Origin of the sequence: Dyadobacter fanqingshengii, assembly GCF_023822005.2 — a bacterium.
Classification (GTDB): domain Bacteria; phylum Bacteroidota; class Bacteroidia; order Cytophagales; family Spirosomataceae; genus Dyadobacter; species Dyadobacter fanqingshengii.
In genome coordinates this window covers 1,338,378-1,364,933 of the sequence record NZ_CP098806.1, presented here as the reverse complement: position 1 = coordinate 1,364,933, position 26,556 = coordinate 1,338,378, and the positions used below count along the sequence as shown (strand labels likewise).

The following is a 26,556-nucleotide window of genomic DNA, read 5'->3' as shown; positions in this document are numbered from 1 at the left end:
CAACTGTTAGCCATGAAATATTTTGCAATCCCCTTATTAGCGGGAGCGGTGCTTTGTTGTACCCAGGCCCCGGCACAAAAGCTTGAATTCAAGGAGCATGTGCGTAAAGAGTTTAGCTTAACACAAAGCGCATCTGCCCATGTGCTGGCCATTTACAACATTAATGGCTCTATTAAAGTGGAAGGCTATAACGGAGATAAGGTGTTAATTGAAATAGATAAAACCATAACCGGCAAAACCAACGAAATCCTGGACAAGGGCAAGCAGGAATTCAAACTGAATTTTGATCAGAAAGCAGACAGCATTACTGCCTACATTGCCGAACCGTTCGACTCACGGCCCAATCGTGGAAGAAGAAACTGGGATGGGCCTAAAATCGAATATGACTTTGAGCTCGACTTTATTGTAAAGGTGCCATTTGCGATGAATTTGCACGTTTCGACGGTAAATGGCGGCGATGTGGATGTGAAGGACGTTACGGGCTCACTAGGCGTTAATAATGTGAACGGTGCGATTACCATCGTGAATGCAAGAGGCGCTGCCATTGCGCGGACCGTTAATGGTAATGTCATTGCCAATTACATTACGCTGCCGCCAGGCGAATCCGATTTCAAGACGCTGAACGGGGACATCAAGATCAGCTACCCTCCTACTTTCTCCGCCGATTGCCAGTTCAAAAGCTTCAATGGCGAGTTTTATACAGACTTCCCAAATACCGAGTCGCTGCCGGTGAAAGTGGTAAAAAACGAGGAGAACAAGCCGAACAAAACAGTCTATAAGCTCAGCACCGAAACCAGGATCCGCATAGGAAAAGGCGGCCCGACCTACAAGTTTGAAACATTCAACGGGAATATTTATATTAAAAAACAATCATAACAAAAATGAAAACCAACCATTTATTAACCCTCTCGATTGCCGCTTTGCTAGCCTGTGTTGCCAGTCCTATCCAGGCGCAGACAGGCACGAAGGAGCAACTTGTCGTCCCGTTATCGGACGCAGGAAAACCGGGATCATTGCAAGTTAATCTCATCAATGGGACTATTCGGGTTACGGGTTATTCCGGCAATCAGGTCGTGATCGACGCGGTTGTTAAGAGCCCTGAAGATGATGAAAAACCCAAGAGCGAAGCTGGCGGCATGAAGCGGATCAGCAGGAAAGGTGGCCTGGAACTGACGGCAACGGAGGAGCATAATGTTGTCAAACTGACTACCAAAATGGTCAACACAACAATGCTTTTGGAAATCAAAGTGCCTCAGAAATTCGGTCTGAAAGTGGGTACGATCAACAATGGCGACATCGTTATCGAGAACGTTTCGGGGGAGATGGAAATACAAAATGTGAACGGCGACATCACGCTGACCAACATCTCCGGCTCGGCTGTTGCCAACACCATTAACGGAACACTGAAAGCCAATTTCAAGACCATCGACACGTCCTCGCCCATGGCTTTTTCTACGCTCAATGGCAACGTGGATGTGACGATTCCGGCAACTGCCAAGTTCGATGTAAAACTGAAATCGGACCGCGGCGAAATTTACAGCGACTTTGATGTGGACGTGGACAAGAGCGCGCCGCAGGCGACGCGAAGCGCCAAGGATGGCATGTATAAAGTTTCTATTGATGATTGGGTAAAAGGCAAGATCAATGGCGGCGGAAGCGAAATTATGATGAAGAATATGAATGGCAATATTTACGTGCGAAAAGCGAAATAAAACCGCCTCTCCGCGCCAGAAACGACGAAACCCACCGATGCGGTCAAGCATTTCGGTGGGTTTTCCTTTTCGTGTATGAAAAGACCTTCATATTGGCCCGCTTCTATTCAATTGTGCCGCCCAGTTCCAGGAGCATTTTAGAGATTTCATCCAGCTTTTTCGTTTTGACGGGAGAAAGGATTTGGTCGGCCAACCCTTCGGCTGTTGCAGTCGCCTCTGTTAAAACGCGCTTGCCCGCATTCGCCAGCTTCACGTAAGATACCCGTGCATCGCGACTGTTTGCCTCGCGCTTGACCATTCCAAGTTTCTCCAATGGCGTTAGCATCCTGGTAATTCCGGAGGCTGTTAAGCCGATTTTTTCAGCCAGATCTACACGCCGCATCTTCTCGTCCGGTGCTTCTCCGAGGTGAAACAGTATCAGAAATTCATTCAAACTCACGCCGTGGCTACTCAGTTTTGAGTCGAATCGCTTGGTAATCAGGGCCTGAACTGTGGTAAGGTTCAGGAACAGTTTCAGGGATGGAGTAATGGTTGACATATAGTTGAAATGTAATTGTTTTATTGTTGATTAATAGTTGAGTATTCAAGCATTATGCAAATATATAACAATATTAATGCATTGTCAAACAATGCTTTGCAAATAATTAAATCAAAAAGTGGGTTTTTAATGTCTCTGACCGCGATTTCAGAAATGTTTCACGTGGATCGTTATTGCGGACGTAAGTGAAATGCTTTTCCACTGGATTTCAGCGGTTAATGGTGAGCGTTTCGAAGCGATTATCGGAGCTATTTCAACCGGAATGTGCGCGCAGCAATTGGCGGTAACTGTTCAGGATCGCGGACTTGGAAATGAATCCAACAAACTCCCCGGAGATCTTGACCACGGGCAGATTCCATGCGCCGGTGTCGTCGAACTTTTTGATCACGCTTACAACGCTGTCGAAGTCGCTGATCACGACGGACGGGACTTTCATCAGGTTGGAAACGGTCACCATATCATACAGGTCCGGGTTAAAAAGCAGCGGCCGTATGTCGTCGAGGGAAATGGTGCCGAGGAGCTTTTTGTCCTCATCCACCACCGAGATCATATTGCGCTTTCCTACCCTTACCAGGTCGGCAAGTTCCTCGCGTGTAGCATGCACATCAATGGTCTGCACATCCTTATCAATGAGGTCAAGAATATGCAGAAGCGACAGCAAATTGCGGTCGTGCTCGCGGGTGAAGATCTTGCCTTGCTCGGCGAGTTTTTTTAGGTCCGGAGAGATGGGCGAGAACCATTTCGCCATCAGAAATGAGATCACAGATACGATCATCAACGGGATAAAAAGATCGTAGCCAGAGGTGGATTCAGCGATCAGAAATATCGCGGTTAAGGGTGCATAAAGCACGCCGCTCATCACGCCCGCCATGCCCACGATCACAAGATTGTTGATGGGAACATCGCCTATGCCCAGCTGCACGCAAACCAGCGCAAACACATAGCCCAGCGACCCGCCTGCGAAGAGCGACGGCGCAAAATTACCGCCGTTACCGCCACTGAATATTGTGATGGAAGCGGAGAATGCTTTGAGCAAACAGATCAGGGCAACGAACACGACAACAACCCACTCCCGGTAACCAATGAAGCGGAACAGACTATTATCAATCACAGTTTGAACCTGCCCGTTTGTGATGGCTTTAATGGTGTCGTAACCTTCTCCGAACAGCGGCGGGTATAGCACGCACAAAACGGAAAGGATCGCGCCTCCCAGCATTGCTTTCTTGATACGGGTTAAGTTAAGCCCGTGAAAAAACTCGTCGATGTATTTGGCAATTAAAACAAAATACCTGGCGTAGAGCCCGCACAGCACACCAAGAATCAGATAAAATAGAATGTTGTGATGGTCGAACGGGTTACGCGTCTTGAACTGGAAAAGTACGTCTTCCCGTAACAGGATCTTTGAGATAAGACTTCCGCAGACAGCCGCTACAACCAACGGAATAAAATCAGAGAAAACGACACCGGTGAGCAAGATCTCAAAAGCGAACATCATGCCCGCAATCGGCGCGTTGAATGCAGAAGCGATTCCCGCAGTTGCGCCCGCAGCAAGGAGCAGCGTGCGCTCACGGTAATCCAGCTTATATGTCTGGGCAAAATTAGACCCGATTGCTGCGCCGGTAACGGCAATAGGGCTCTCCAAACCAGCTGACCCTCCCAGCCCTACGGTGATAGCACTTTGAACAATCTGGGAATACATTTTGACCGAAGAAACCACACTTGAATTCTGGGCGATCTCATACAAAATGACCGGGATGCCTTTCTTGTCCTGACCTTTGAACACAAAAATCACAACCAATGTCGTGATCACAATCCCCAGGAAGGGAAATAAAATATAAAAGAACACCTGCTGCTCGAAAAAAACCTTGTAGGTGATCACATAGTGAATATAGTGGACGAGCGATTTGAGGATTACGCCCGCGAGGCCGCAGGTAATGCCAACCAAAGTACCTGATAAGATCAAAAACTGTGACCGGGTGAGCACACTTTTCAGCCAGAAAAGCACGATTTCGTAACTGCGTGCTTTGTTGAGGCTATACCTGATGAAGTTTCTTCTAAACTTTAAATACCCGAATAATCGCTTAATGTTGCTGTTGCTCACAATTTACCGTTTTGGGTCCGCCGGTGTTCCCGTAACGCCGGAGGCCGGCGGACTTCCATTTACAATGCTAGTTAGCACGGGCAAGCTGAACTTCCAACTTAATGTCGACATTGCGGTCGTTGCCGCCGTAACGTGAATTATAACCGCCCGAACCAATACCCACACCCATTCCGCCGCCCATTCCAATTCCTCCTCCTAAACCTATGCCAATGCGGGGACTGAATCCGGATTGTGACGATTGTCCGTCCACTTTAATGTTGACGCCAAGCATTGCCGTTTCCTTCGCATTCACACCCATGAGGCTAAACGGAATCGCTATTTGCTCTGTAAGCTCGCCGTTCTGGTCCATGAGGATCTTAGACTTGATGCTACCGTCCTGAGCCACCAGATTAATGAAATGCTGGCCTTGCTTGTCTTTCCAGACCGCTTCCTTGTTGTAGGAATCCAGCAGGAGGTCCAGGCCAAGACTGTTGGGAAGATCGGTGTCAACGCGTTTGAGCGCCTTCCTGTCTTCCTTCATCACAACCGGAAATAGCAGTGAGTACTGGTCTTTTTTCTGTCCGTCCGGGCTGAAAGAGATTTTCAGGCCGCTTGAAAGAATGTTCTGAATGGTTGTCGGATCCTTCGTTTTCAGCGTCAGGTAAACGTAATGTTCGTCATTGATGATGCCGTATCTGAGCCTTGATTTCTGATCCTGCTGATCTGGTTTGATTTCATCCACGTATGAGAACGGTGCGTTCCACTTCGACTCGTAAGTCATCGTTTTGGAGGAACTGCATCCGGCGAGGGCAACTAGCAACAGCAGAGACCAACTGTTTCTTGTGATTTTCATTTTGTCTTTAAATAACGATTATGACTAATTTTATAAACGAAATCCTTCAATTAATCATTACTGCAAACAAAAATAAATCGTTGCAATATTATCCAGCCTTGCCAAAACTGTGGAATAAGTTTCCGGCCTGTAACCTAGTTCTGGTCGTCCTCTTTCAGCAAGATTGCGATCTTCTTATGCAGTTTTTCGGGTTCAAACGGCTTCGATAATGTATCATTCATGCCCGATTCCAACGCTTGCTGGACCTCTTCGGGTAATACTGTGGCTGAAAGTGAAAGTATGGGTGTTTTGACCATGAGCTGGTTACGGGCGAAGCTGGCGGCCTGAAAACCATCCATTTCCGGCATTCGGGTGTCCAGGATAATGAGGTCAAAAATCCTTTCCCTCAATGCGTCTACGGCTTCTTTGCCATTGAGCACCATGGTTGTATCCAGCAGCCAGGTTTTCAGGTATTTTTTCAATAGCAATGCATTAATGGGATTGTCCTCGGCTACAAGCACTGTTTTGCCCGTAAACGGCGGCAAGTCCTGGAAGGCAATCGAGGGTTTTATTTCAATGCTTTTCTCATTCGCATCCGGCAGGATCAGCGTGAAGAAAAATTGACTTCCTTCGTTGGACCTGCTGTTCACTTCCAGTTCGCTGCCCATCAGGCGCACGAGTTTTTGAGAAATAGTGAGCCCCAGCCCCGTTCCTCCATATTGATGCGAAATGTTTTCGGAAGCTTGTCCGTATTCCGAGAAAATATTGGCTAAATGCTCGTCTGACATCCCTATGCCCGTGTCTTCGACGCTGAATTTGATCTTGTGGCCCATTTGCGTTTCGGATACCAGCTCCATTTTACAATTCACATGGCCGGTTTGCGTAAATTTCAAGGCGTTTCCGACTAAGTTCAGCAGGATCTGGTTCAGCCTCATGCCGTCCACCATCACACATTCAGGAAGCCTGTCGTCTTTGATGAGGCTTAATTTCAGATTTTTTTCATCGGCTTTAAATCGCATCAGATCAATGATCCCTTTTCCAAGCACACGGAGGTCTGTGGACGTCGGGATGATCGAGAACTTTCCTTCGTCTATTTTCGAAATGTCCAGAATGTCGTTGAGGATATTCAGCAGCGAGCCGGACGATTGGCGAAGCATGTCGATCAGATCGCGCTGCGACGGGTCCAGTTGTGTTGCGCTAAGCAGGTTACCAAGCCCGATGATACCATTCAGCGGCGTCCGGATTTCGTGGCTCATATTGGCTAAAAACGCTTCTTTCACTTTCCTGGCTTTTTCAGCCTGGCTTTGTGCATCAATCAACGCTCTTTCGTGGGCTTTTCTCTTTTCTACATCATGCAAATTCACAAACAGAAGCCTGTTTTTATACATGATCCTCAGTTCCAGCCAAACCGGCTGCCTTAAACGCCCGAAAAACCGGTCTTCCACAACATTTGTTTCCCCGCCAATGTAACTTTTCTTAACCAGCACTTCGCGTAACGATGAATTCACCGGATCCACCAGCAGGTCCAGGATCGTTGTTCCTACCAAATGATTTGGCGTCGCACCGAGAATTTTTTCAACTGAGGGATTTACGGAAATGATATTGCCGGTTTCCGGCTCAACGGTCGCGATAATGTCAGGAGAATTGAGAATGATCGTCGCGTAATTTTCCAGCAGCTTATTTTTATCACGGATCTCTTTCTGACTTCGCGCCAGCCGGATCAGCGAATCGACTTTCGCATTGGTAATGTATGGATCGAGTGGTTTGTACAGATAATCAATGGCGCCCGTTTTCAACCCCCGCACCGCGTAAGTAGTCTCTTTGGAGATTGCGGTTACAAAAACGATTAGTATTTCTTTTGTCTTGGGATTGGATAATAATGTCTCAGCAAACTCGAAACCATCCATGCCGGGCATTTGAACGTCGACAAGCGCAACCGCAATTTCATTTTCCCAAACGATCCGTAATGCCTCGTTTGCGGAAGTTGTCGAGTAAATTTCAATGTCATCCCTGCTGAGAATCGCTTTTAAGGAAATAAGGTTTTCTTCACGATCGTCCAGCAGCAGAATTTTTGTGTTTTCCATTTTATTTTGTCTATGAAAGTAGGTCGCTGATCGTTTTGTAAAACTTATCCTCCTCTAACAGGTTATGTTGATGGTATTTTAACAAGGCTTCCTCGGGCATTCTGGGAAATTCAGCAAATTCCGGGTTTTGCACGTAAGTGGGAAAGCCTTTTTCAGCTAACAATTTCATCCCTTCGGCTCCATCCTGACTCGAACCTGTAAACAGCATGGCGGCTTTCACAGGAATGCCGGACAGGGCAGCCGAAATAAAGGTTGCATCAATCGACGGTCGTGAGAAAAAATCCGGCTCGTTATGGTCGTAATAAAACCGGTGATCTTCCCCAATCAGCAAATGATAATCCGGCAATGCAAAATAGATGCTGTTTGCTGTGATCGGATCAAGATGATGCGGTTCGCTCATATGAACGTCGGTTTTTGTTTTAAATAAATCGGGCAAAACCGATGCGCTGTATTTCCCCCTGTGCAACACGAAAATGACGGCGAACGAAACCGGGTTTTTCAACAGTTTGATAATGTCCTCAAAAATCACAAAGCTTCCGGACGAGCCGCCTATCAGTACAAGACTTAGCGATTCATCCCTGGCGCTGTTCATTTGATTTTCTGGTAAATGTTCAGTGTACTATCAATTACCTTAAAATGGGCTTCAAGCCCTGAATAACGTAAAGTTTCGCGTTTTCCCAAACATAGAAAGCCTAACATGCTCAGACTGTCGTACAGCAACCTGAAAACATGCTGCCTCAATTCCAGTGTAAAATAGATCATCACATTGCGGCAACTGATGAACTGAAATTCATTAAAGACCCCATCGCCGGTGAGGTCGTGTAATGAAAAAACAATGTTTTTCCTGAGTTCGGGCGAAATCACAGCCTGGTTGTAAGCGACATGATAATAGTCTGACAGTGAATGCTTTCCACCTGCCATCATGTAACTTTCTGAAAACGTCCGCGTGTTTCCCAATGTAAAAACACCTTCCCTGGCCGATGTAAGCACCTTGTTGCTCAGATCGGTCGCATAGATCAGCGACCGGCCCAGAAGTTCGGCTTCTTTCAGCATGATTGCCATGGAGAATGCTTCCTCACCAGATGCACACCCGGCCACCCAGAACCGCAATGTCGGGTAAGACTCCAGATATCCAAAAACCTCTGTTCTGACCCTTTTAAAATACTCCGGATCACGGAACATTTCGGAATAATTCACTGTGAGTTCCTGTATAAGTTCATATACAATGCTTCCGCCAGGTTCAATGTGGTCCAGCAGCGCGCCGAGATCCATGTCATATTTTGCAAGATAACGCCCTGCCCTTCTCAGCAGCGAAGGCCGCGCATAACCGGAGAAATCGAAACCCGAAATATCACGGATGCGAATGATCAATTCTTCGAGCTGGGTATATTCTATTACTACCATACGTCAGGCGGAATGCAACCATACTTTAATCAATGCCAACAGCTTATCCACGTCTACGGGCTTGGAAATGTAGTCGTTTGCACCAGCTGCGAGACATTGTTCGCGGTCTCCCTGCATGGCTTTGGCAGTAACCGCAATAATCGGAAGGTTTGCCCATCTGTTCACTTCCCTGATCTTTCGTGTTGCTTCTATGCCGTCCATTTCCGGCATCATCACATCCATCAGTACGAGATCTATTTCCGGAGCGTTTTCCAGTTTTTCAATGGCTTCCCTTCCGTTTGTAGCAATTTCTATCTTAAAACCAGCCTCTTCCAACACCGCGCTTAATGCGAATATATTTCGCATATCATCATCGGCAATAAGGACTTTCTTGCCTATAAACACATTTTCAGCGTGCACAACAGGATTGCTGAATACTTCCCGCTTTTCAGGAGCTTTCACCGTTTTGGGCTGAATATTTTTCAAAAACAATTTCACTTCATCCAGTAAACGCTCATTGGATTTCCTGGTTTTCATCACCACCGGATGCGCGTATTTCATCACGCGCGTAAGGTCAACCTGATTGAGATCTTCGGCTGTGTTAACAACAACCGGCACCGCGCTCCAAGCTGGGTTTTTCTTGATCTGATCCAGAAAATCGAGTCCGTTCATATCGGAAAGCCGGATATCCAGAATAATTCCGTCGACGTTCTCCGTATTTAGAATGGACATAGCCTCCGCTCCTGAAAATGCGTAGAGCACAAAAAAGTTGTTGGCCGTCAGGAAATCGCCCAGATATTTGCTTTGGTACTGATCGTCTTCGACGAGCAGGATTTTTTGCTTTTCAATCTTACCTGATTCAAGTTTGAGCAAAGTGAAAATATGTTCCGCCGACTTTTGGTCCACAGGCTTTTGCATGAAACCAATCGCTCCTTCTTTTACCATATCCATGTCCAGATACGACCCGGACGAGACGGTGTGAACAGGGATGGACCGCGTTTTGGAATCGGCTTTCAGCTCTTTTAAAACCTCATCCCCGGACATATCCGGCAAATGCATATCCAGGATGATTGCTGTGGGCCGGAAACTCAAAACGAGCTCCATAGCCTCTTTGCCCGTTTCCGCAACCACGACCTCAAAGCCGCTGTCGCGCGCTTTTGCGGACATATCGGCAGCGAAAATCTCATCGTCTTCTATCAGCAAAAGGCGATATTCTTTACCATTGCCATTAACCGGGCCCGGATTGACTGTTTGGGGTGTTTTAACGTTCTCAACAGGCGCAACCAGCTCTTCCGAAGTCTCGGTTTCGGCCTTAACAGGGATTTTCAGTGTGAATGTTGATCCTACCCCTGCCTCGCTTTTGAGTGAAATAGAGCCCTGAAAAAGGTTGGCCAGCTCACGGCTGATCGACAATCCAAGGCCCGTCCCGCCGTATTTGCGGCTTGTGGAGCCATCGGCCTGCTGGAATGCTTCAAATATGGACTGCTGTTTTTCCGGCGCGATCCCGATCCCGGTGTCAGAAACTTCAAAGAAAAGATGTGAAGCTTCCTGCCTGATGTTCACTGCAACGGTGCCGGGAGCCGACGTGAATTTTACTGCATTGGAAACGAGGTTACGGATGATTTGTAACAATCGAACCTGATCTAAAAACAATATATCCGGGCATGATTCGGCTTTCCCAATTTTGAGGGTTAACCCTTTATTTTCGGCGATCTTCTGGAATGTGTTCCTGATTTCTGACAACAAGAGCTCCGTACTCACATGCTCATATATGAGCTCGATCTTGCCCGATTCCACTTTGGCAAGATCCAGAATGTCATTAATGAGTGTCAAAAGGTCATTGCCGGAATTGAAAATGACCGATGCGTAACGCTGCTCTTCTTCATTCAGCCTCGCACCTTTGTTTTCTCCCAAAATTCGGGACAAAATGAGGATGCTGTTCAACGGGGTTCTTAATTCGTGGCTCATGTTAGCCAGGAATTCACTTTTGAACCTGCCACTTTTTTCCAGTTCGTCTGCCTTGATCTGAATTTGATCCCGCGCCTCTTCAATGGTGCTTTTTTGCTCTTCCAGCATAAAAGCCTTCTCTTCCAGCTCTGTATTGATCTGTTTCAATTCTTCCTGCTGCACCCGCAGCTCCTCTTCTGAAACTTGCAAGAGTGACGTCTGGCGCATGAGTTCCTCGTTCGTAACACGCAACTCTTCCTGCTGACTTTCCAGCTCCTCGGCTTGCAACTGGGTTTTTTCAAGCAGTTCGTTGGTTGTCTGGCGCGCATGTGCGGCCATGATCGCAACGGCAACGTTGTCCGAAACCATTTCCAGTAATTTGGAAACCTTTTCGCCAGGATCGTTCAGGTAACCCACCTCGATAACCGCCGTCACCGCGCCTTCAAATGCAATGGTTTTGATATAAACAATCGCTGGAACTGCGCTTCCTGTTGTGCTGGCAATTTTAAGATATCCGGCAGGCACAGTGATTTTTCTCAGTCCTATCCGGTCTGCGGCCATTTGTCCAAGCAGCCCCTCGCCCAGAATGATCTCGTCGGGCACGATTGCCGATCCATCGATTCCGTAACTGCCGGCGAGCTGCAGCAACTCGCCAGTCCGGTTGACCAGATACATTGTTCCAACGGGCGAACCTGTCACTTCAACAAGCTTACTTAACAGTTTTCCGGCTAGTTCAAGCTGGGTTGGCTCGCCACGGATCGCTTCGGCAAGCGCTACGGCGTTATTTAATATCCAGTTTTTTTCCTGATCTTCAATGGATAGTTGTTCAAGCTGCTTATTCGCTTTAATGGTCTCATTTTCAGAAGCAATCTGCTTATTGTAGGTTGTCCTGATGAAGTAATAAAGCAGGAAAACGACAAACAAAAACGCCAGTGTTCCGAACAGGATATATTGGGTTGCGCGGTTGGAGCTCTCCGCCGCCAGCTGCTCCCGCTCAGCCAACAATCCCTCTTCCTGGTTTTCTATTTGTTTAAAGCTAAAATCAATTTGCGATGAAAGGACTTTCCCTTTTAAAACAATGGCCTTAATGGTGTCTGTATGATAATTTACAGATTTTAGGGCCTCATATTGCTGAGCCATTAGGTCGAGCCGCACCTGTATTAAAGGCGAAAGGGAATCCAGCCGGCTAACTTGTATTTTATTATCTTTTACCAGTTTCCGCATCGCATTCAGCTCCGACCACACATTGTCGACAGCCGCGCGGTAATTGTTTTCGAATGTTATATTGTTGGTAAGTGCAAACCCGCGGACGTTTGACTCCGCCGTGAGCAACCGGTTGCGAACGGCTGTTGAAACGGCCATTACTTCCCTGGTATGACTAACCCAGCCGGCATTCTCCTGCTGCATTCTAAGGGCATTGTATGAGGTAAGGCCGACGACAACAACCAGGATAACGGAGAAGATTATACCAAGTAAAATCTGTTGCTGGAAAGAGATGCGCATAAACTCTAATTAGCGGAATAGGTGGGATTTGAAATTTCCCTTCAATATCAGGAAAAAAAAACCAAATTTGGGCTAATCAGCGTCGCACCTTAGAACTATTTTAAGGATTAGTATCGAATATTGATTATGAACTAGTTCTACTTCGAACTGTCCTATTCAGTCCCTTTGCCGGAAATCCACTCCACCAGTTCGTTTTCCAGCGTGATCAGCACGCCTCGGCATTGCTTACCTGCACCCTCATACGTTTTGATCAGTTTTCGCAAATGCCGGCGGGGTTCGTCCGCATTGCTGCCACCCACAAACGACATGAAAATGAACTCGCCATCGGGTCGCTGGACAACCCGGTCGATGTGCAGCAGTTTGCCTCCGGGAATAAGCAATTCCTTGTTGGTCTGCACCTTAGTAACATCCTGATAAAGGCTTAATAAGTCAGGATCACTTAGTAAATCACTTGTTTGCGCCTCAATCTCTGCTGTTTCCGATCTGGTGAAAATCCCTTCACCCACCAATCGGTCCAGCGCGAGCGGCAAGTCTGAGATGGTTTTAAGCCGGGTTAGCAGATAGCGGATCTTCTGCAAGCGGTCGTGCTTCGGCTCAAATGTTTCTACGTCGAAAATCCGGTCAGCCATTCTGCGGAGGCGCAATGATTCTGTGCGGTCGTTGCTGAGAATATGGTTTAACACAAATGGTTGAGCATCCGATTTTCTATGCGCATGCATCAGCGCGCTATGCCCATTGGCAATGACATATTTGGATTCATTTTCATTCCAGGCGGGCTCGAAGTCCTGTTGGGCCAGATAATTTTGCAGCCAGTTGCTCACCTGCTGCCCCGATTCCCACCGACGTTCCCGTTTGGCTAATATATACAAACGCTGCACCGGCCGTGTAAAAGCCACATAAAGCAAGTTGAGATTTTCAACCAATGTGCGTGTTCGCTCATCTGTATACTGCGTTGCTATGACCGTATTTTCGAGATCTTTAACCACAGACACCATTGAACTGCGCAACTTTTTAGGGGCATAACCGGGCTGTCCGGCTAATGTGAGCTCTTCATAATCCACTTCATCCAGATCGAGCCAGAGACGGTCCAGCTTGGCATTGGGCGTCACTTTCCAATGTGCATATGGCACTATTACCACGGGGTATTCGAGGCCTTTGGATTTGTGAATGGTGGTAATGCGAATCGCGTCCGTTTCCTCGGGGATGGTGATGGAAAGTTTGTGCCTTGCAGATTCCCAGTAAGTCAGAAAGTCGCCCAGGTGATTGCTTTTTCTATTCCCAAAATCCAAGACCACATCCAGAAAGCGAAACAAATACTCATTTTCGAAATGGTTGTCGAACAATCCGAAACGCTGCATTAACTGTTCGCTCAATTCAAAGACAGACAGTTGCCGCATTCGGAAAGAACTCAGGTTAATGTTCCATTTTTTGAAATATTCCAAAAATGTATCCAAACCGCTTTCTTCGCACAAAATGCGAATCTGCTCGTATTCGCTCGCCGCCGGGTTTTCTCTTCTAATTACGTGATGAAACAAATAAGCCGCCTCGTAACGCGCCAACCGGTGATCGGCGCTGAGCAGCACTTTCATAAATGATATGATAAAATGGACGGAACGGGAATAACCCAGCGAGAGCGCATCGTCCGAAATCAAAGGCAAACCGGCTTCTTTTAATGTGCTGGCCAGCGCGGTCGCTTCCTTTTTCTTTCGGCACAAAATGGCCATATCGCGCCAGTCATATCCCTCTGCCCTGAGCTCAGTTACAAGTTCAAGGGAACGCCTCACGATACTATCCGACGGAGCGCCCTCGTCTGTATCGTCATTATCGTCCTGCATTTCAAGAAACTCAATTTCTACGTGTCCGCCATTGGGCACGCTTTCCGGAATTTCCTGCTGAAAATTTTGATCATATACGTCCTTAATGAGCACATTGTCATCACCGACGGTTTCCGCAATAAAAGCAAAGAATTTATTATTAAAATCGGTGATCTCGCGACGGCTTCTGCGATTTACTTTCAAATGGTTAACGTCGAGATAATTATCCAGGCTAAGTAACCGCTCGGCATTATACGAGCTGTTGCCCAGCACTGTGGCAAGCGCCGCGACCTGGCTCGTAGCAAGATGGAGAATGAGATCCATATCGCCGCCCCGGAACCGATAAATCGATTGCTTGGCATCGCCTACGATCAAATTGAAATAACCACCAGACAATGCATTCTCTATAAGCGGAAGCAAGTTGGCAAATTGCAGCTTGGATGTATCCTGGAATTCGTCGACCAGAATGTGGTTATACCGCTCTCCCAGCCTTTCAAAAATAAACGGAACAGGCTCACGCCCCACTATCTCAACGATTTTGCGATTGAAATCAGAAATATGGACCTGATTATTTTGTTTTAAAAGCGCATCAAACTCCTTCCTGATCTCTCCCAGCAGCGACAAGTTATAAATGTGCCTGTCCAGCTGCCCGTAAAGCGTAATTTTCTGTGCTTCCGAAGTTCTGACATTCTCGATCTGGTGAAAATAGTTTTCCAAATCTGTCCTGACCTTCTCGATTTCGTCCTTGATTAAAATAGGTGTTTTGGCACCATACCAAACGCCTTCCCCAATGGCTTTGTAAACGTAAGAGTTGGGTTCCGCCCAGAGCTTTTTCTCTTCGGCGCGGTCGCGGAAGTAACCGTAAATTCCTCTTCCGCTTTGATGAAAATCCTTTTCGGTAAGGAGAGTGGATTGTATTAATTCAAAAGCATTCTTCGATAATTTTGCAATGTACGCCTCGCGTTCGCGAACAAAAGTGCGCATCTGGTTTCGTATCGTGATCCAGTCCTGCATTTTGAGATCTTCCACACGCTTCATCTGCATGTAGCTTTGTTCGCTCAGCAATGTGCCGGCAGTGCCGCGGATCTGCATGGGCAATGTGCCCCAGCTTTTCCCGTCCTCGGCATTTTCACGATAGTATTTCTCAACAATTTCGGTAAGCACTTCTTCACCTTCCTGCCCTATGCGTGCCAGCAAACGGTCCACTGCGTCATCCAGCAGATCGCTGTCCAGCTGCGTTTCAAAGATAAATGGAATGCCGAGTTCATCCGTAAAGCTGCTGATGAGCCGCTGCGTGAACTTGTCGATCGTCATCACCGAAAAGTCGGAATAACGGTGCAGGATCTGCCTGAAAACGAGTTGCGCCCGGCCTGCGATCAGCTGGCAGGCGCCTTCGAACAATGATTTGTCTTGGAGTGTGTCCGGGTACATTTCCGTCACCACATCGCGCAGCATGGGATGCGGAACGGCATCGGAATTGAAAGAATCGGAAAAAATCCGCAGCATGAGCAAGATGCGGTCCTTCATTTCATTGGCTGCTGCATTTGTGAATGTCACAGCCAGGATATGCCTGAAATAAGTGTCAGAATTCGAGTGCAGGGCGAGTTTTAGATACTCTTTTGTAAGCGTATACGTCTTACCCGACCCTGCCGATGAACTATAAACTTTAAACACCTTACAGGTTGAAGCGGATGCCTCCTGAAATGTTTGGGCTTAGATAAAACGGTCTCGGAAGCAATTCAACATACGTTCCGCCTTCCAGGAATACCGAAATGCGGTTATCCGGGATATAGTATTCAATTCCACCTAAAACGGATCCGCCCAGCGAAATGTCTTTCTCATAATTCCCGTTCAAACGCTTCGGATAAGATCTGCGGCTATTTACCTGCCCGCCCAATCCATAATAAACGTGCACAGCTTCGGAGTTGAAAAGCGGTGTGTGCCATAGGTAATGTACTTGTAATGACACACCGGCATTTTTGTAAATCCCTTCATCGCCTCTGTATTTGCGGTCATTGGACAAAATTCCACCATAAGTCCCTACGGTAACGTCCAATGCATGAATGTTGTTGAAATACTTGCGGATGTTGATTCCTGTCGGCTCTCCTAATTTAAAACCAACGGCCCAGTTATCGTATTGGGCATGAGCAAAACCAAAGCTGAGGATAAAGGCAAACGTTAAGGCTAATTTCTTCATAATGAGTTTTTATCGGGGAAATTTTTCTTTTCTGTGCATTGTAAAAAAGCGTGCTAAGCAGCTACACTTTTCTGCTGATATTTTTTCAATGACTCTATTAAGGCTTCATTTTCGTCACGTGTTCCGACGGTAATTCTTAAACATCCGTCGCAAAGGTGGACGCGGGACCGATCTCTGACGATGATTTCCTCGTGGATCAGATAATCCATAATGGCCTTTGCTTCATCAAATTGTACGAGCAGGAAATTGGCATCCGTTGCATGCACTTTAATCACCAACGATAAATCCGTTAACATGTTACACAAAAAAGTCCTTTCTTTAAGAATTTCTGTGATCATTTTATCTTTTTTATCAATTCCCTGCAAACCTTCCAATAATGCTCTCTGAGCAGGCAGGCTTATGTTATAGGGCGGTTTGATCTTGTTCAGGATGCGGATCAGGTCGGGACTTGCGAAGCACATTCCCACACGGATCCCTGCCAGTCCCCATGCTTTGGAGAATGTTTGCAGCACGACCAGATTCGGGAATTGTTCCAAATGTTGTATCCAGGAAGGCGTGTCTGTAAAATCAATGTAAGCTTCATCCACAACTACCAGGCCGTCAAAGCTTTCCAGGATTGTGCGGATCGCGTCGGCTTGCATCACATTGCCTGTCGGATTATTGGGAGAACAGATCCAGATGATTTTCGTTTTCGGCGTGATCGCATGAAGAACCGCCTCCACATTAATCTGATAATCAGTCGTTAACGAAACCTTATCAATGATCACATCGTGAATGGAAGCGCTTACTTCATACATTCCATACGTCGGCGGTAAGATCATGACGTGATCCTGACCGGGCGTACAGGTTGCCCTGGTAAGCAAATCTATTGGTTCATCGCTGCCGTTTCCTAGGAAAATGCGGTCGGTGCTAATGTTTTTGATCGGCGACAGTTTATGCTTGATTTCGGCTTGATATGGATCGGGATAACGGTTATAGTTCTCCTCTGTCACAGATCCGTACGGGTTTTCATTCGCATCCAGGAAAATGCCCGAATGCCCCGTGTATTCATCTCTTGCCGAAGAATACGGTGCGAGTGAAAGTATGTGGGGACGAAGGATTTTATTGAGGTCAAATGTATTTTTCATGCTGCAAATATTCATAATTGAAATCCTTTTACAAAAGACTTTTTAGCCGGATGCTAACGGCTCTTTTGTGGGCATCCAGCGACTCGGCTTCTGCCATGGCTTCTACTACCGGGCCAATGTTGCCAATCCCCTCTTTCGTAATGTTCTGAACGGTGATTTTTTTTACAAAACTATCCACAGAAACTCCACTATATGCCCTTGCGTAACCGTTTGTGGGTAATGTGTGATTGGTCCCGGACGCATAGTCGCCGCACGACTCAGGCGTGTAATTACCCAGGAAAATGGAACCTGCATTCACTATTTTTTCCGAGACTTCTTCTGCATTTTCAACGCTTAAAATCAAATGTTCTGCCGCGTATTGATTAAGCAGCTCAATCGCATCTTGCTCGTTTTCAAGCAGAATGGCTTTACTGTTCGCAATGGATTGGGCAGCCAGATCACGTCTGGGCAATTTGTCCATCTGCGAGGATAATGTCAGGTTAACCGATGACAAAAGCTTTTTACTCGTCGAAACGAGCAGCACCTGGCTATCCGGCCCGTGCTCTGCCTGTGACAAAAGATCCGCCGCAACAAACGCTGGAACCGCAGTATCATCCGCATAAACGGCAACTTCCGAAGGTCCGGCAGGCATATCAATGGCAACGCCTTCTTTGCTGATCAGCATTTTGGCCGTGGTAACATATTGATTTCCAGGACCAAATATTTTGTAAACTTTCGGCACGCTTTCCGTTCCGTAGGCCATAGCGGCAATCGCCTGCGCCCCTCCTATCCGGAATGCTTTGGTTACACCCACGAGTTGGGCCGCATATAGAATTGCGGGATGATCCGAGGGCGTGCATAATACAACCTCTTTGCAACCTGCAATTTTCGCAGGGATTCCCAACATTAACACTGTGCTGAACAATGGTGCGGAGCCGCCGGGGATGTATATGCCCACTTTTTCAATGCCGACACTCTTCCGCCAGCAAGTTACGCCAGGCATTGTCTCTATCTTTTCAGCGGGTTGGAGCTGGGCTTCGTGAAATTTGTAGATGTTCTGATAAGCCTGCCCTATGGCTTGTTTCAACGATTCATCAAGCTGATCCGCTGCCCCAGCCAGTTCAGCTTCGGTGAAAGCAATGTTGTCCAGCACTGTCTTGTCAAATTTCAGCGCCAGTTCCCTAATGCCCTGATCACCTTCATTCCGCACCTTTTCGAGGATCGGATTTACTTTCGCTTCAATATCCTGTGCTTCCTGGACGGGCCGGGCCAGCAATGCGGGCCATTGGTCTTTTCCAGGAAATGGAATAATATTCATACAATTACAAGATCATTTTTTCAATTGGAATAACAAGAATGCCCTCCGCACCAGCCTGTCTGATTTTCTCAATGTTTTCCCAAAACTCATTTTCGTTAATCACCGAATGCAAAGAACACCAGCCCTCTGTCGCAAGGGGCAGGATCGTTGGGGCGCGCATTCCCGGAAGAAACTTGGTAATGCTTTCCACCGCGCTGGTTGGGCAATTGAGCAGAATGTATTTGTTATTTTTCGCAGCCTGAACCGACTTGATACGGAAAAGCAATTGGTCAAGCAGATCTTTTTGAACGTCCGAAAGATGCTTACTGGCGATCATCACCGCCTCAGACCGGAAAATCGTCTCTACTTCTTTCAAACCGTTACTCAAAAGTGTGCTTCCCGAACTTACAATGTCACAAACTGCATCTGCCAAACCAATGCTCGGCGCAATTTCCACTGACCCGCTGATCTCGTGAATTTGTGCCTTAACATTGTTAGAACTAAGATATTTTTCCAACAAACGCGGATAGGTCGTCGCAATGCTTTTGCCTTCCAGGTCCGTAACATTGTTATAATCATGCTCTCTCAGCACGCCGATCGACAATCTGCATTTGGAAAAACCCAATTTGTGAACTGTATCGACATTGCGATTCGATTCCTCAGATACATTCTCACCCACGATGCCCAGATGCGCGACGCCGTCTTCAACATATCCCGGAATGTCATCGTCCCGGAGGAAAAGGATCTGTGCGGGAAAATTCGTAGCGTCCGTTTTCAACTTCCCGGCACCATTATCAAACCGAATCCCACACTCTTTGATCAGTTTCAGCGAGTCTTCACTTAATCTTCCGGACTTTTGTATTGCAATTCTTAATATGTTGTCATTCATCGTGTTGTGGGCTTCTGCTAAGCAACTTTTTGGTTCAGTAATTTAAGTTTAGTTATTGTTTTCGGCGAGTGACGCAATGATGTCGTCAGCATTCAATTTCTGCTGCTCGCCTGTTTTCATATTTTTCAAAGTAAGCTGTCCGGTTTCCATTTCATCTGATCCAATCAGGACTACGAAGGGAATGTTCTTTCGGTCGGCATAATCCAGCTGCTTTTTGAGCTTCACCGAATCCGGGTAAATCTCCGCATTAATGCCTGCTGCTCGTAACTTTGGCAAAACAGACAATCCGAAGCGGAATGCTGGCTGGTCAAAGTTTGAAATCATAACCTTTGTGGCGGTCTTTTGGTTTTCCGGGAAGAGATTAAGCTCCTCCATCACATCATAAATCCGGTCAACGCCAAGCGAAATGCCGACGCCGGAAATGCCCGGAACACCGAAAGTGCCCGTCAGGTTATCATAGCGGCCTCCGCCCGAAATGCTTCCGATCTGCACATTGTTCGCTTTGACTTCAAAAATAGCCCCAGTATAATACGAAAGGCCACGCGCCAAAGTGACATCAAACTGGATTTTAGGATTTTCCAGGCCAAGCACTTTTACCAAATCCCAAACTTCTTCCAATTCCTGGACGCCTTTCATGGCAATTTCGGAGCTTCCCAACCAGTTTTTTAATGCTGTAAATGGTTCGGCGCCTTCTGAAAGCGTGAAAACGGGATCGAGCTGGGTCAGGCTTTCGTTTGAAAAACCGCGTTCAAGCAGTTCTTCTACGACTTTATCTTTTCCTATTTTATCCAGTTTATCAATGGCCACGCAAAGCGGGCCTTCCATGCCGTGCGCACCGATCATATCTGCAATGCCGGTCAGGATCTTGCGATTGTTGATCTTCACTGTAAAATCATTGATGCCTAATGCGGGTAGGATTTCATGCAAAAGCAAAACAATTTCCGCTTCGCAAAGAAGCGAATCGGTTCCCACAACGTCTGCATCACATTGATAAAATTCACGGTAACGGCCTTTCTGAGGGCGATCTGCGCGCCAAACGGGCTGGATCTGATATCTTTTGAAAGGCATCACCAATGTTCCCCGGTTCATCACCACATAGCGGGCAAAAGGAACCGTAAGATCATAGCGAAGTCCTTTTTCTGAAATTTTTGAAGTGAGTGGCTTGTAACCTTCCTGCCAGTCCGAATCGGTAAGCTTTCCACTGAAATCCCCTGAGTTCAGCAACTTGAATAAAAGCTGGTCGCCTTCGTCCCCATATTTGCCCATTAACACCGAGAGATTTTCGAATGCTGGTGTTTCCAGAGGCAAAAATCCGTATCGTTGGAAAGAGCGGCGGATGGTGTCAAAAATAAAAGTACGTTTTGCCATTTGTTCGGGACCGAAGTCTCGGGTGCCGCGGGCAAGGGATGGTTTACTCATTGAATTCATTCAGTAAATGCACTCACAGCGCAACCGGATAAGGATATGCCGGCAATCAAAGTTGCCGGCTACCGAACGTCAATTGGTGTCAGTATGGGTAATTAATTTGGCCTGTAAGCCAATTTAACCGTAAAGTTAGGGCAGGTTAAGCAATATTTGTGACTATTGTCTGCATTATTTACATGAAAATGATTAATTTTGCGGCTCTTTCACAAAACAATATTTTACAATGGGAGTTACGGAATTAAAACGTAAGAGTCGCAGAAACAAAGCAGTAGCTAATAACCGCACAGCGAAAATCAAAGATCTTTTACGCAAGCCAGAAGTACGCAACGTTGATGTTGAAGCAATAAAAGCTCAGTTTGAAGCTAATAAAAAATAATTTTAGCATCTACGAAAAGGAATTCAACTAGTCCCTGTCAATCTGTTTTGGTAGGGCTTTTTGTTTTTTTACCGGGTTTGTGCTTACTCGCGGCCTTGATATTGATCTTACGAACCAGCTGACGCATGCTGCGCCGGGTTTCCCTGCGGACATCGAGTAATATACGGAAACGGAGCGCTTCGCCGAACATAATCAGCCCGCCGTTGATCAGTGCAAGACTATATAATCCCAATACAACCCAAACCTGCGTAGGAACTCCTGTCCGGCGCTGGTGCGCGGCCTCGCTCAGGACGGTAAGGCCAAAACTGAAAATCAACAAGCCGCATGGAGCTAAAATCATCCATTTGGTACGCGTTGACATTCGTTTAATTAGCCTTTTGCCAGGTGGTTTCGGATCGATAGATGGAATCATTTATTACTTTTTTCCTTGTTATGATCCTAAAATTATTAATTTTTAGTTAATTGATTTAATGAAATCCATCATTAGTTTAGTATTAAGGTATATTCCCCGGCCCTATCTCCAACTGGTCGGTCACTGGGTTGCCCGTTTTCTCAGCATTTTTTACATCGGAAATAACGTTGAATGTCCTGTGTGCGAAAGCCATTACCGGAAATTCCTTCCATATGGCCGTAACACTTCCAGCCGTGAAAACGCCCTTTGCCCGAGTTGCCTGTCCCTGGAACGGCACAGATTAATGGGGCTGTATCTCAAAAGAAAGACTAATTTCTTCTCCGCAAATCTCAAAGTCCTGCACGTAGCGCCGGAATACTGCTTCATCGATCGCTTTGAGCAAATGAAAAATCTGGATTACATCACGGCGGATATTGAATCGCCGCTGGCGAAGGTGAAGATGGACATTCATTCGATTCCATTTCCTGAAAATACATTTGATGTGGCATTTTGTAATCACGTAATGGAGCACGTGGATGATTACATTTTAGCAATCAGCGAACTGCACCGCGTCTTGAAACCCGGCGGCTGGGCATTGATCCAATCGCCGCAGGATATGAAGTATGAAGTGACTTATGAGGATGTTACAATCACGGATCCAAAAGAAAGAGAAAAGTATTTTCTACAAAACGACCATTTAAGATTGTTTGGAAGAAATTATGGCCGCGAGCTGGAGAAAGGCGGTTTCACTGTGAAAGAAGATCGCTTTGTGATGGATGAGCTGACAAAAGCGGAGGTTAGCCGCTATGCTTTGCCTGGTGAGGAGATCGTCTATTTCTGCCAAAAACAATAATCACGATGGATATTCAATGGTCGCGCCGGTTTCGCGGTGCGATTTTTTTTCGAAAAGTCTTTTCCATCCTTCTTCCATAAAACCGATGCCGTAGCCGAAAAGCTGTACAAAAGCGGCTCCTATGCCTAAAAAGGCCACTTCAACACTCTTTGTTTTTCGCAAGGCATCTATAAACAGCAGCACAATGTAAGTGCCTAGTCCGATCAGGCCGAGATAGAAGAATGGCTTGAAAATCAGAAACCAAATTGGAATGCTGCAAACGGCTAGTGTAAAAAGTAGTGGGAACGTATGCACCAGTTTCAGCTCATCCGGGTAAAAACGGGCGATGTTAATCCTGGCTCTTCCAAAGAATTTCAGTTGCCTGAAAAACGGTAAAAACTGCGTGCGGCGCTTGTGATAAATGAATGCTTCCGGGATCAGCGCGGAACGAAATCCCAGGCGTAACGCGCCAATGCTGAATAGAATGTCCTCCCCCATCCGGCTCGTCAGAAAACCGCCTGTTTTCTCCCAAACCTGCCTGGAAAGGCCCATATTGAAGCTTCTCGGGTGGAAAGTCCCGCCCATATTATTCTTCTTTCCCCTGATTCCACCTGTCGTAAAAACAGAAGTCATGGAATAGCTGATTGCTTTTTGAATCGGCGTAAATGATGGGTGGTCCGTGTCAGGGCCTCCATACAAATCGACGTAATCCGAGTTCAGTTTTGCATCCACTACGGCCAGATAGTTTGGCTCGATCAGTGCATCCGAGTCCAGCAGAATGAAATAATCACCCCTAGCACGCTCAAAGCCGTGGTTTCTCGCAAAACCCTGTCCGCCATTTTCTTTGAAGAAATACTTAATGTCAAGCTTGTCTTCGAACGAGTTTACAACAGAATCGGCCTTGATCTTTGACCCATCCTCGACGATAATCACCTCAAAATGCTTAACCGTTTGTTGGACAAGACATTCCAGCAATTCCTGCAACTCGTCGGGACGGTTGTAAACAGGGATGATGATGGAATACTGGCGCATTTAATTTTGAATGAGTGAATTTTGGATGAATGAATGAGCGAATGACTGAATGACTGAATTAAGCAGCTGAATTTACAGGCTCAAAATCTCTTTTAGGGATTCTTCGTTGGCCGCTATGATCGTATCTAAATGCTTGTCTTCCAAGGCTGTCGACAGAAACATACTTTCGAATTGAGATGGTCCCATATAAATGCCCCGGTCCAGCATGGCGTGAAAATATCTGCCGAACAACGGAAGATCAGACGATTTTGCTGATGGGAAATCTGTGACAGGCTGATCTGTAAAAAAGAGCGTGTACATAGAGCCTATTTGATTCAATGTATAATTCAAACCGAGCTTCCGCATGGATGCCTTGAAACCATTCGCCAGCTTTTCGCCCGAAGTCTCTAATTGCGTATAAACTTCGGGGTGATCATTGAGATAATTCAGCATGGTAAGGCCCGCCGCCATCGCAATTGGGTTACCTGACAATGTTCCGGCCTGGTAAACCGGACCTGCTGGTGAAACCTTGTTCATAATGTCCGCCCTGCCCCCATACGCTCCTACGGGCATTCCTCCACCTATTATTTTTCCTAACGTTGTTAGATCTGGCGTAATTCCGAACCTTTCCTGTGCTCCGCCCTTCGCCAAACGGAAGCCCGTCATCACTTCATCCAGGATCAGGACAATGCCTTCTTCGTCACAAATTTTGCGCAGGCCTTGCAGAAATCCGTCCGCCGGAAGCACACAGCCCATGTTACCTACAACGGGTTCAAGGATTAATGCTGCGATGGTATTTTTATTTGCATTAACCAGGGTTTGAACCGCTTCCAGATCATTGAATGGCGCGGTTAATGTGTCATTTGCAACGCCTTTTGTTACACCCGGACTGTCCGGTGTGCCGAATGTCACAGCGCCGCTTCCTGCGGCGATTAAAAAGCTGTCGCCGTGACCATGATAGCAACCTTCAAACTTGATGATTTTATCTCTCCCTGTAAACCCTCTCGCAACCCGAATCGCGGACATTGTCGCTTCCGTGCCGGAATTCACCATTCTCACCTTTTCAATTGAAGGCACCATGCTGACAATCAGCTCAGCCATTTCAACCTCCCGACGCGTAGGCGCGCCAAAGGAAAATGAATGCTGAATGGCATCATAAACGGCCTTTTGAATCAATTCATTGGCATGACCCAGGATCATTGGCCCCCACGAATTGATGAGTTCTATATACTCATTATCGTCCTCGTCGTAAACGTACGGACCTTTGGCCGATTTGATAAAAACCGGTGAGCCTCCTACCGCCCGGAATGCCCGGACCGGAGAATTGACACCGCCCGGAATAAAATGTTGTGCCTTTTCGAAAAGATGCTGACTGGTTGCAATATTCATTGGATACGCTAATTTGGGTTACCTGTCCACCGGCGTCCATTTGGAGCCATTGTATTTCAAAACAGGTGTAATCTGGTTCTCGTTTGATTTTGTAAAATTAAATCCTGAAAGAAGATATTCCTCCTCGCCAGGCCGTGCGGAACGTAAGCCGTCCTGAAATTTATCCTTATGCCTGGCCAGCATACGCGCAAAAAACAGCAGCTGATCATAGCCCTGATAGGAGTAAACAGACGGGAATGTGCTGGTTTTGTTCCAATAATTTTTCTGGAACTCGCGAATATTCTCCTTCTCGCGATCCGCATAATCTGTGTTGATTAAATAGAGTCTTGATGCATATCGGTTCAATCTCGATTGCTGCACATTAAAGCTCGTGGACGTGCTTAGGACAGGCGTTGAAGTCAATTTACGGCCGTTCAGGACTTCCATCAACATAGCGCCTGATGCACCGTCGGTTGAAAAAAGGGCAACATGGGATGGTTTGCTGGTATCAAATGTTGGTATGTTGGTTTCAAGCCACTCCCTGTTGGGCTGGATTTTCACCATTTCCATCACTTTCCCCCCCTTGCTCTTCCATTCGTTGGCATAGGAAAAAGCCATGGCTGAATCTTTTGCAGTGCCGCCATAATAAATGGCCGAATTTGTACCCATGGCCTGCGTCTTCATCCATTGTGCCGCTTTCTGCATTTGAAACGCGATAGAAGGATGCGCCAGATAAATATTTGAGCCGGATTTTAAGAGGTTACCATCCGTGGAAAGCGGGTTGAGCATAATGGCATTCGCGTTGGCAAAATAGCCGGCAGTAACCTCAAATGTGGCTGGATAAAGCGGCCCGATTACCATATCTGATTGCTGGAAGTTTTTATTATCAACAATCGGCTCAACGGCTTTTGCGTCGGCACCAACGTCATATGCCCATAGGTTTACATTGATTCCCTCGGCTGCAAGCTGCTCTTTTGCCATGGTGAGACCAAGGTAATAATCGTAGGCGAACTGATTGGAACGGCGTTTGGCAGTGCTGAATTCATCCAGCCGGAAAGGTAGCAGCACAGAAACATCATAGTAACCTTTTGTCCACTGGCCTTCCGATTTGGGAATGCTGCGCTTGGGCGCTTCCTCTGCTACTGCAACCTTTTCCTTTTTGCTGAATTTAAATTGCTTTTGCAGCTGGTCGGCAATCTGGAAATCGGTTTGTGTCGAGCTTGGAGAAGTCTCAATGAAGTGGACCAATGTTAATGCAATGTCACGGTCATCGGCATATTGTTTTTGCAGCTCTTTCAGTTTCGCAAGGTCGGTGATTGCGCCGAAATAATGTTGTTTCAATGAAAAGACATCCTTTGCCAGGGAAGAATCTTTGATTTTAGCCAAATGACCTAATCCTTCATCCAGCTGCCCCGCTTCCAGCGCAATGGCGCCCAGCAAATACTGCGCGTCACCAATCCGGTTCCAGCCAGGATAGCGGCTCTGCAATTGCAGCAGCATTTGTTTGCTCTCCTTAAAACGTTTCAATTGATAGGCCGAAAGCGCATAGTAATAATGCGAATAAGCCGAATATGGGGTTTTTAAATTAACGCTCGTCAGTGGCGACAGCTTTTCCATGGCTGCTGCATAGCGTTCTTGTTTATAGTCTGCCAGCGCTGATCTGTATTTGCTTTCCGTTTGCGCAATACTCTGGGCAAAGGCTGCATTGCCCAAACCGGCGAGGATGAACATGACTACGATAATTACTTTCATCGGAACAGTGGGTGAAAAT

Annotated in this window: 21 protein-coding genes; 4 read left to right on the top strand and 17 right to left on the bottom strand. The window is 46.7% G+C overall.

The features are described from left to right. The first annotated feature begins 12 nt into the window (after positions 1 to 12). Entirely contained in the window at positions 13 to 876 is an 864-nt protein-coding gene (locus tag NFI81_RS05450) for a DUF4097 family beta strand repeat-containing protein (RefSeq protein WP_234613578.1), read from the top strand. Between the two features lie 5 nt (positions 877 to 881). Next, positions 882 to 1,712 carry a DUF4097 family beta strand repeat-containing protein gene (locus NFI81_RS05445; protein ID WP_234613579.1) on the top strand — a complete coding sequence of 277 codons (831 nt, stop codon included), beginning with the start codon at positions 882 to 884 and terminating at the stop codon, positions 1,710 to 1,712. Between the two features lie 103 nt (positions 1,713 to 1,815). On the opposite strand, the gene NFI81_RS05440 is transcribed toward NFI81_RS05445, so the two are convergent. The 13 genes from NFI81_RS05440 to hisS form a co-directional block, all read right to left on the bottom strand. Beyond that, on the bottom strand, positions 1,816 to 2,250 hold the full coding sequence (locus NFI81_RS05440) for a MarR family winged helix-turn-helix transcriptional regulator (protein ID WP_234613580.1): 435 nt from the start codon (positions 2,248 to 2,250) through the stop codon (positions 1,816 to 1,818). A gap of 253 nt (positions 2,251 to 2,503) precedes the next feature. Continuing rightward, on the bottom strand, positions 2,504 to 4,351 hold the full coding sequence (locus NFI81_RS05435; RefSeq protein ID WP_234613581.1) for a chloride channel protein: 1,848 nt from the start codon (positions 4,349 to 4,351) through the stop codon (positions 2,504 to 2,506). A 67-nt stretch (positions 4,352 to 4,418) separates the two neighbouring features. Further along, positions 4,419 to 5,183 carry a hypothetical protein gene (locus tag NFI81_RS05430; RefSeq protein WP_234613582.1) on the bottom strand — a complete coding sequence of 255 codons (765 nt, stop codon included), beginning with the start codon at positions 5,181 to 5,183 and terminating at the stop codon, positions 4,419 to 4,421. Positions 5,184 to 5,317: 134 nt separating this feature from the next. Beyond that, a complete protein-coding gene (locus tag NFI81_RS05425; protein ID WP_234613583.1) occupies positions 5,318 to 7,246 on the bottom strand; it encodes a response regulator in 1,929 nt (642 codons plus the stop codon). A gap of 10 nt (positions 7,247 to 7,256) precedes the next feature. Next, positions 7,257 to 7,838, bottom strand: a complete 582-nt coding sequence (locus NFI81_RS05420; protein ID WP_234613585.1) for a chemotaxis protein CheB — start codon at positions 7,836 to 7,838, stop codon at positions 7,257 to 7,259. After that, a complete protein-coding gene (locus NFI81_RS05415; protein WP_234613587.1) occupies positions 7,835 to 8,650 on the bottom strand; it encodes a CheR family methyltransferase in 816 nt (271 codons plus the stop codon). The genes NFI81_RS05420 and NFI81_RS05415 overlap by 4 nt, the downstream gene beginning before the upstream one ends. A gap of 3 nt (positions 8,651 to 8,653) precedes the next feature. Then, complete coding sequence (locus NFI81_RS05410) at positions 8,654 to 12,079, bottom strand: response regulator (protein WP_234613589.1); 3,426 nt, start codon at positions 12,077 to 12,079, stop codon at positions 8,654 to 8,656. A 152-nt stretch (positions 12,080 to 12,231) separates the two neighbouring features. After that, a complete protein-coding gene (locus NFI81_RS05405) occupies positions 12,232 to 15,567 on the bottom strand; it encodes a UvrD-helicase domain-containing protein (RefSeq protein ID WP_234613590.1) in 3,336 nt (1,111 codons plus the stop codon). A gap of 1 nt (position 15,568) precedes the next feature. Next, positions 15,569 to 16,090, bottom strand: a complete 522-nt coding sequence (locus tag NFI81_RS05400; RefSeq protein WP_082214949.1) for a hypothetical protein — start codon at positions 16,088 to 16,090, stop codon at positions 15,569 to 15,571. Positions 16,091 to 16,143: 53 nt separating this feature from the next. Continuing rightward, the gene (gene hisC, locus NFI81_RS05395; protein WP_234613591.1) at positions 16,144 to 17,217 is read right to left on the bottom strand and encodes a histidinol-phosphate transaminase; all 1,074 of its coding nucleotides are present in this window, start codon (positions 17,215 to 17,217) and stop codon (positions 16,144 to 16,146) included. A 28-nt stretch (positions 17,218 to 17,245) separates the two neighbouring features. Further along, the gene (gene hisD / locus NFI81_RS05390) at positions 17,246 to 18,514 is read right to left on the bottom strand and encodes a histidinol dehydrogenase (protein WP_234613592.1); all 1,269 of its coding nucleotides are present in this window, start codon (positions 18,512 to 18,514) and stop codon (positions 17,246 to 17,248) included. Positions 18,515 to 18,518: 4 nt separating this feature from the next. Continuing rightward, positions 18,519 to 19,382 (bottom strand): ATP phosphoribosyltransferase, encoded by an 864-nt coding sequence (gene hisG, locus NFI81_RS05385; RefSeq protein WP_234613593.1) that lies wholly within the window; start codon positions 19,380 to 19,382, stop codon positions 18,519 to 18,521. A gap of 48 nt (positions 19,383 to 19,430) precedes the next feature. Beyond that, a complete protein-coding gene (gene hisS, locus NFI81_RS05380) occupies positions 19,431 to 20,801 on the bottom strand; it encodes a histidine--tRNA ligase (RefSeq protein WP_234613594.1) in 1,371 nt (456 codons plus the stop codon). Positions 20,802 to 21,030: 229 nt separating this feature from the next. Between hisS and NFI81_RS05375 the strand changes: the two genes are divergently transcribed. Beyond that, positions 21,031 to 21,183: a hypothetical protein gene (locus NFI81_RS05375; RefSeq protein ID WP_169719995.1), complete on the top strand. Its 153-nt coding sequence runs from the start codon at positions 21,031 to 21,033 to the stop codon at positions 21,181 to 21,183. Between the two features lie 37 nt (positions 21,184 to 21,220). Here the strand turns inward: NFI81_RS05375 and NFI81_RS05370 are convergent, their stop codons facing one another. Further along, positions 21,221 to 21,544, bottom strand: a complete 324-nt coding sequence (locus NFI81_RS05370; protein ID WP_234613595.1) for a hypothetical protein — start codon at positions 21,542 to 21,544, stop codon at positions 21,221 to 21,223. Positions 21,545 to 21,653: 109 nt separating this feature from the next. Here NFI81_RS05370 and NFI81_RS05365 point away from each other — a divergent pair, with 109 nt between their 5' ends. Then, positions 21,654 to 22,427 carry a class I SAM-dependent methyltransferase gene (locus NFI81_RS05365; RefSeq protein WP_234613596.1) on the top strand — a complete coding sequence of 258 codons (774 nt, stop codon included), beginning with the start codon at positions 21,654 to 21,656 and terminating at the stop codon, positions 22,425 to 22,427. Here NFI81_RS05365 and NFI81_RS05360 read toward each other — a convergent pair whose 3' ends face one another. The 3 genes from NFI81_RS05360 to NFI81_RS05350 form a co-directional block, all read right to left on the bottom strand. After that, entirely contained in the window at positions 22,428 to 23,438 is a 1,011-nt protein-coding gene (locus NFI81_RS05360; protein ID WP_234613597.1) for a glycosyltransferase family 2 protein, read from the bottom strand. A gap of 72 nt (positions 23,439 to 23,510) precedes the next feature. Next, a complete protein-coding gene (hemL, locus tag NFI81_RS05355) occupies positions 23,511 to 24,806 on the bottom strand; it encodes a glutamate-1-semialdehyde 2,1-aminomutase (protein ID WP_234613600.1) in 1,296 nt (431 codons plus the stop codon). An 18-nt stretch (positions 24,807 to 24,824) separates the two neighbouring features. Further along, positions 24,825 to 26,537 (bottom strand): ABC transporter substrate-binding protein, encoded by a 1,713-nt coding sequence (locus tag NFI81_RS05350; RefSeq protein ID WP_234613601.1) that lies wholly within the window; start codon positions 26,535 to 26,537, stop codon positions 24,825 to 24,827. Positions 26,538 to 26,556 lie beyond the last annotated feature (19 nt).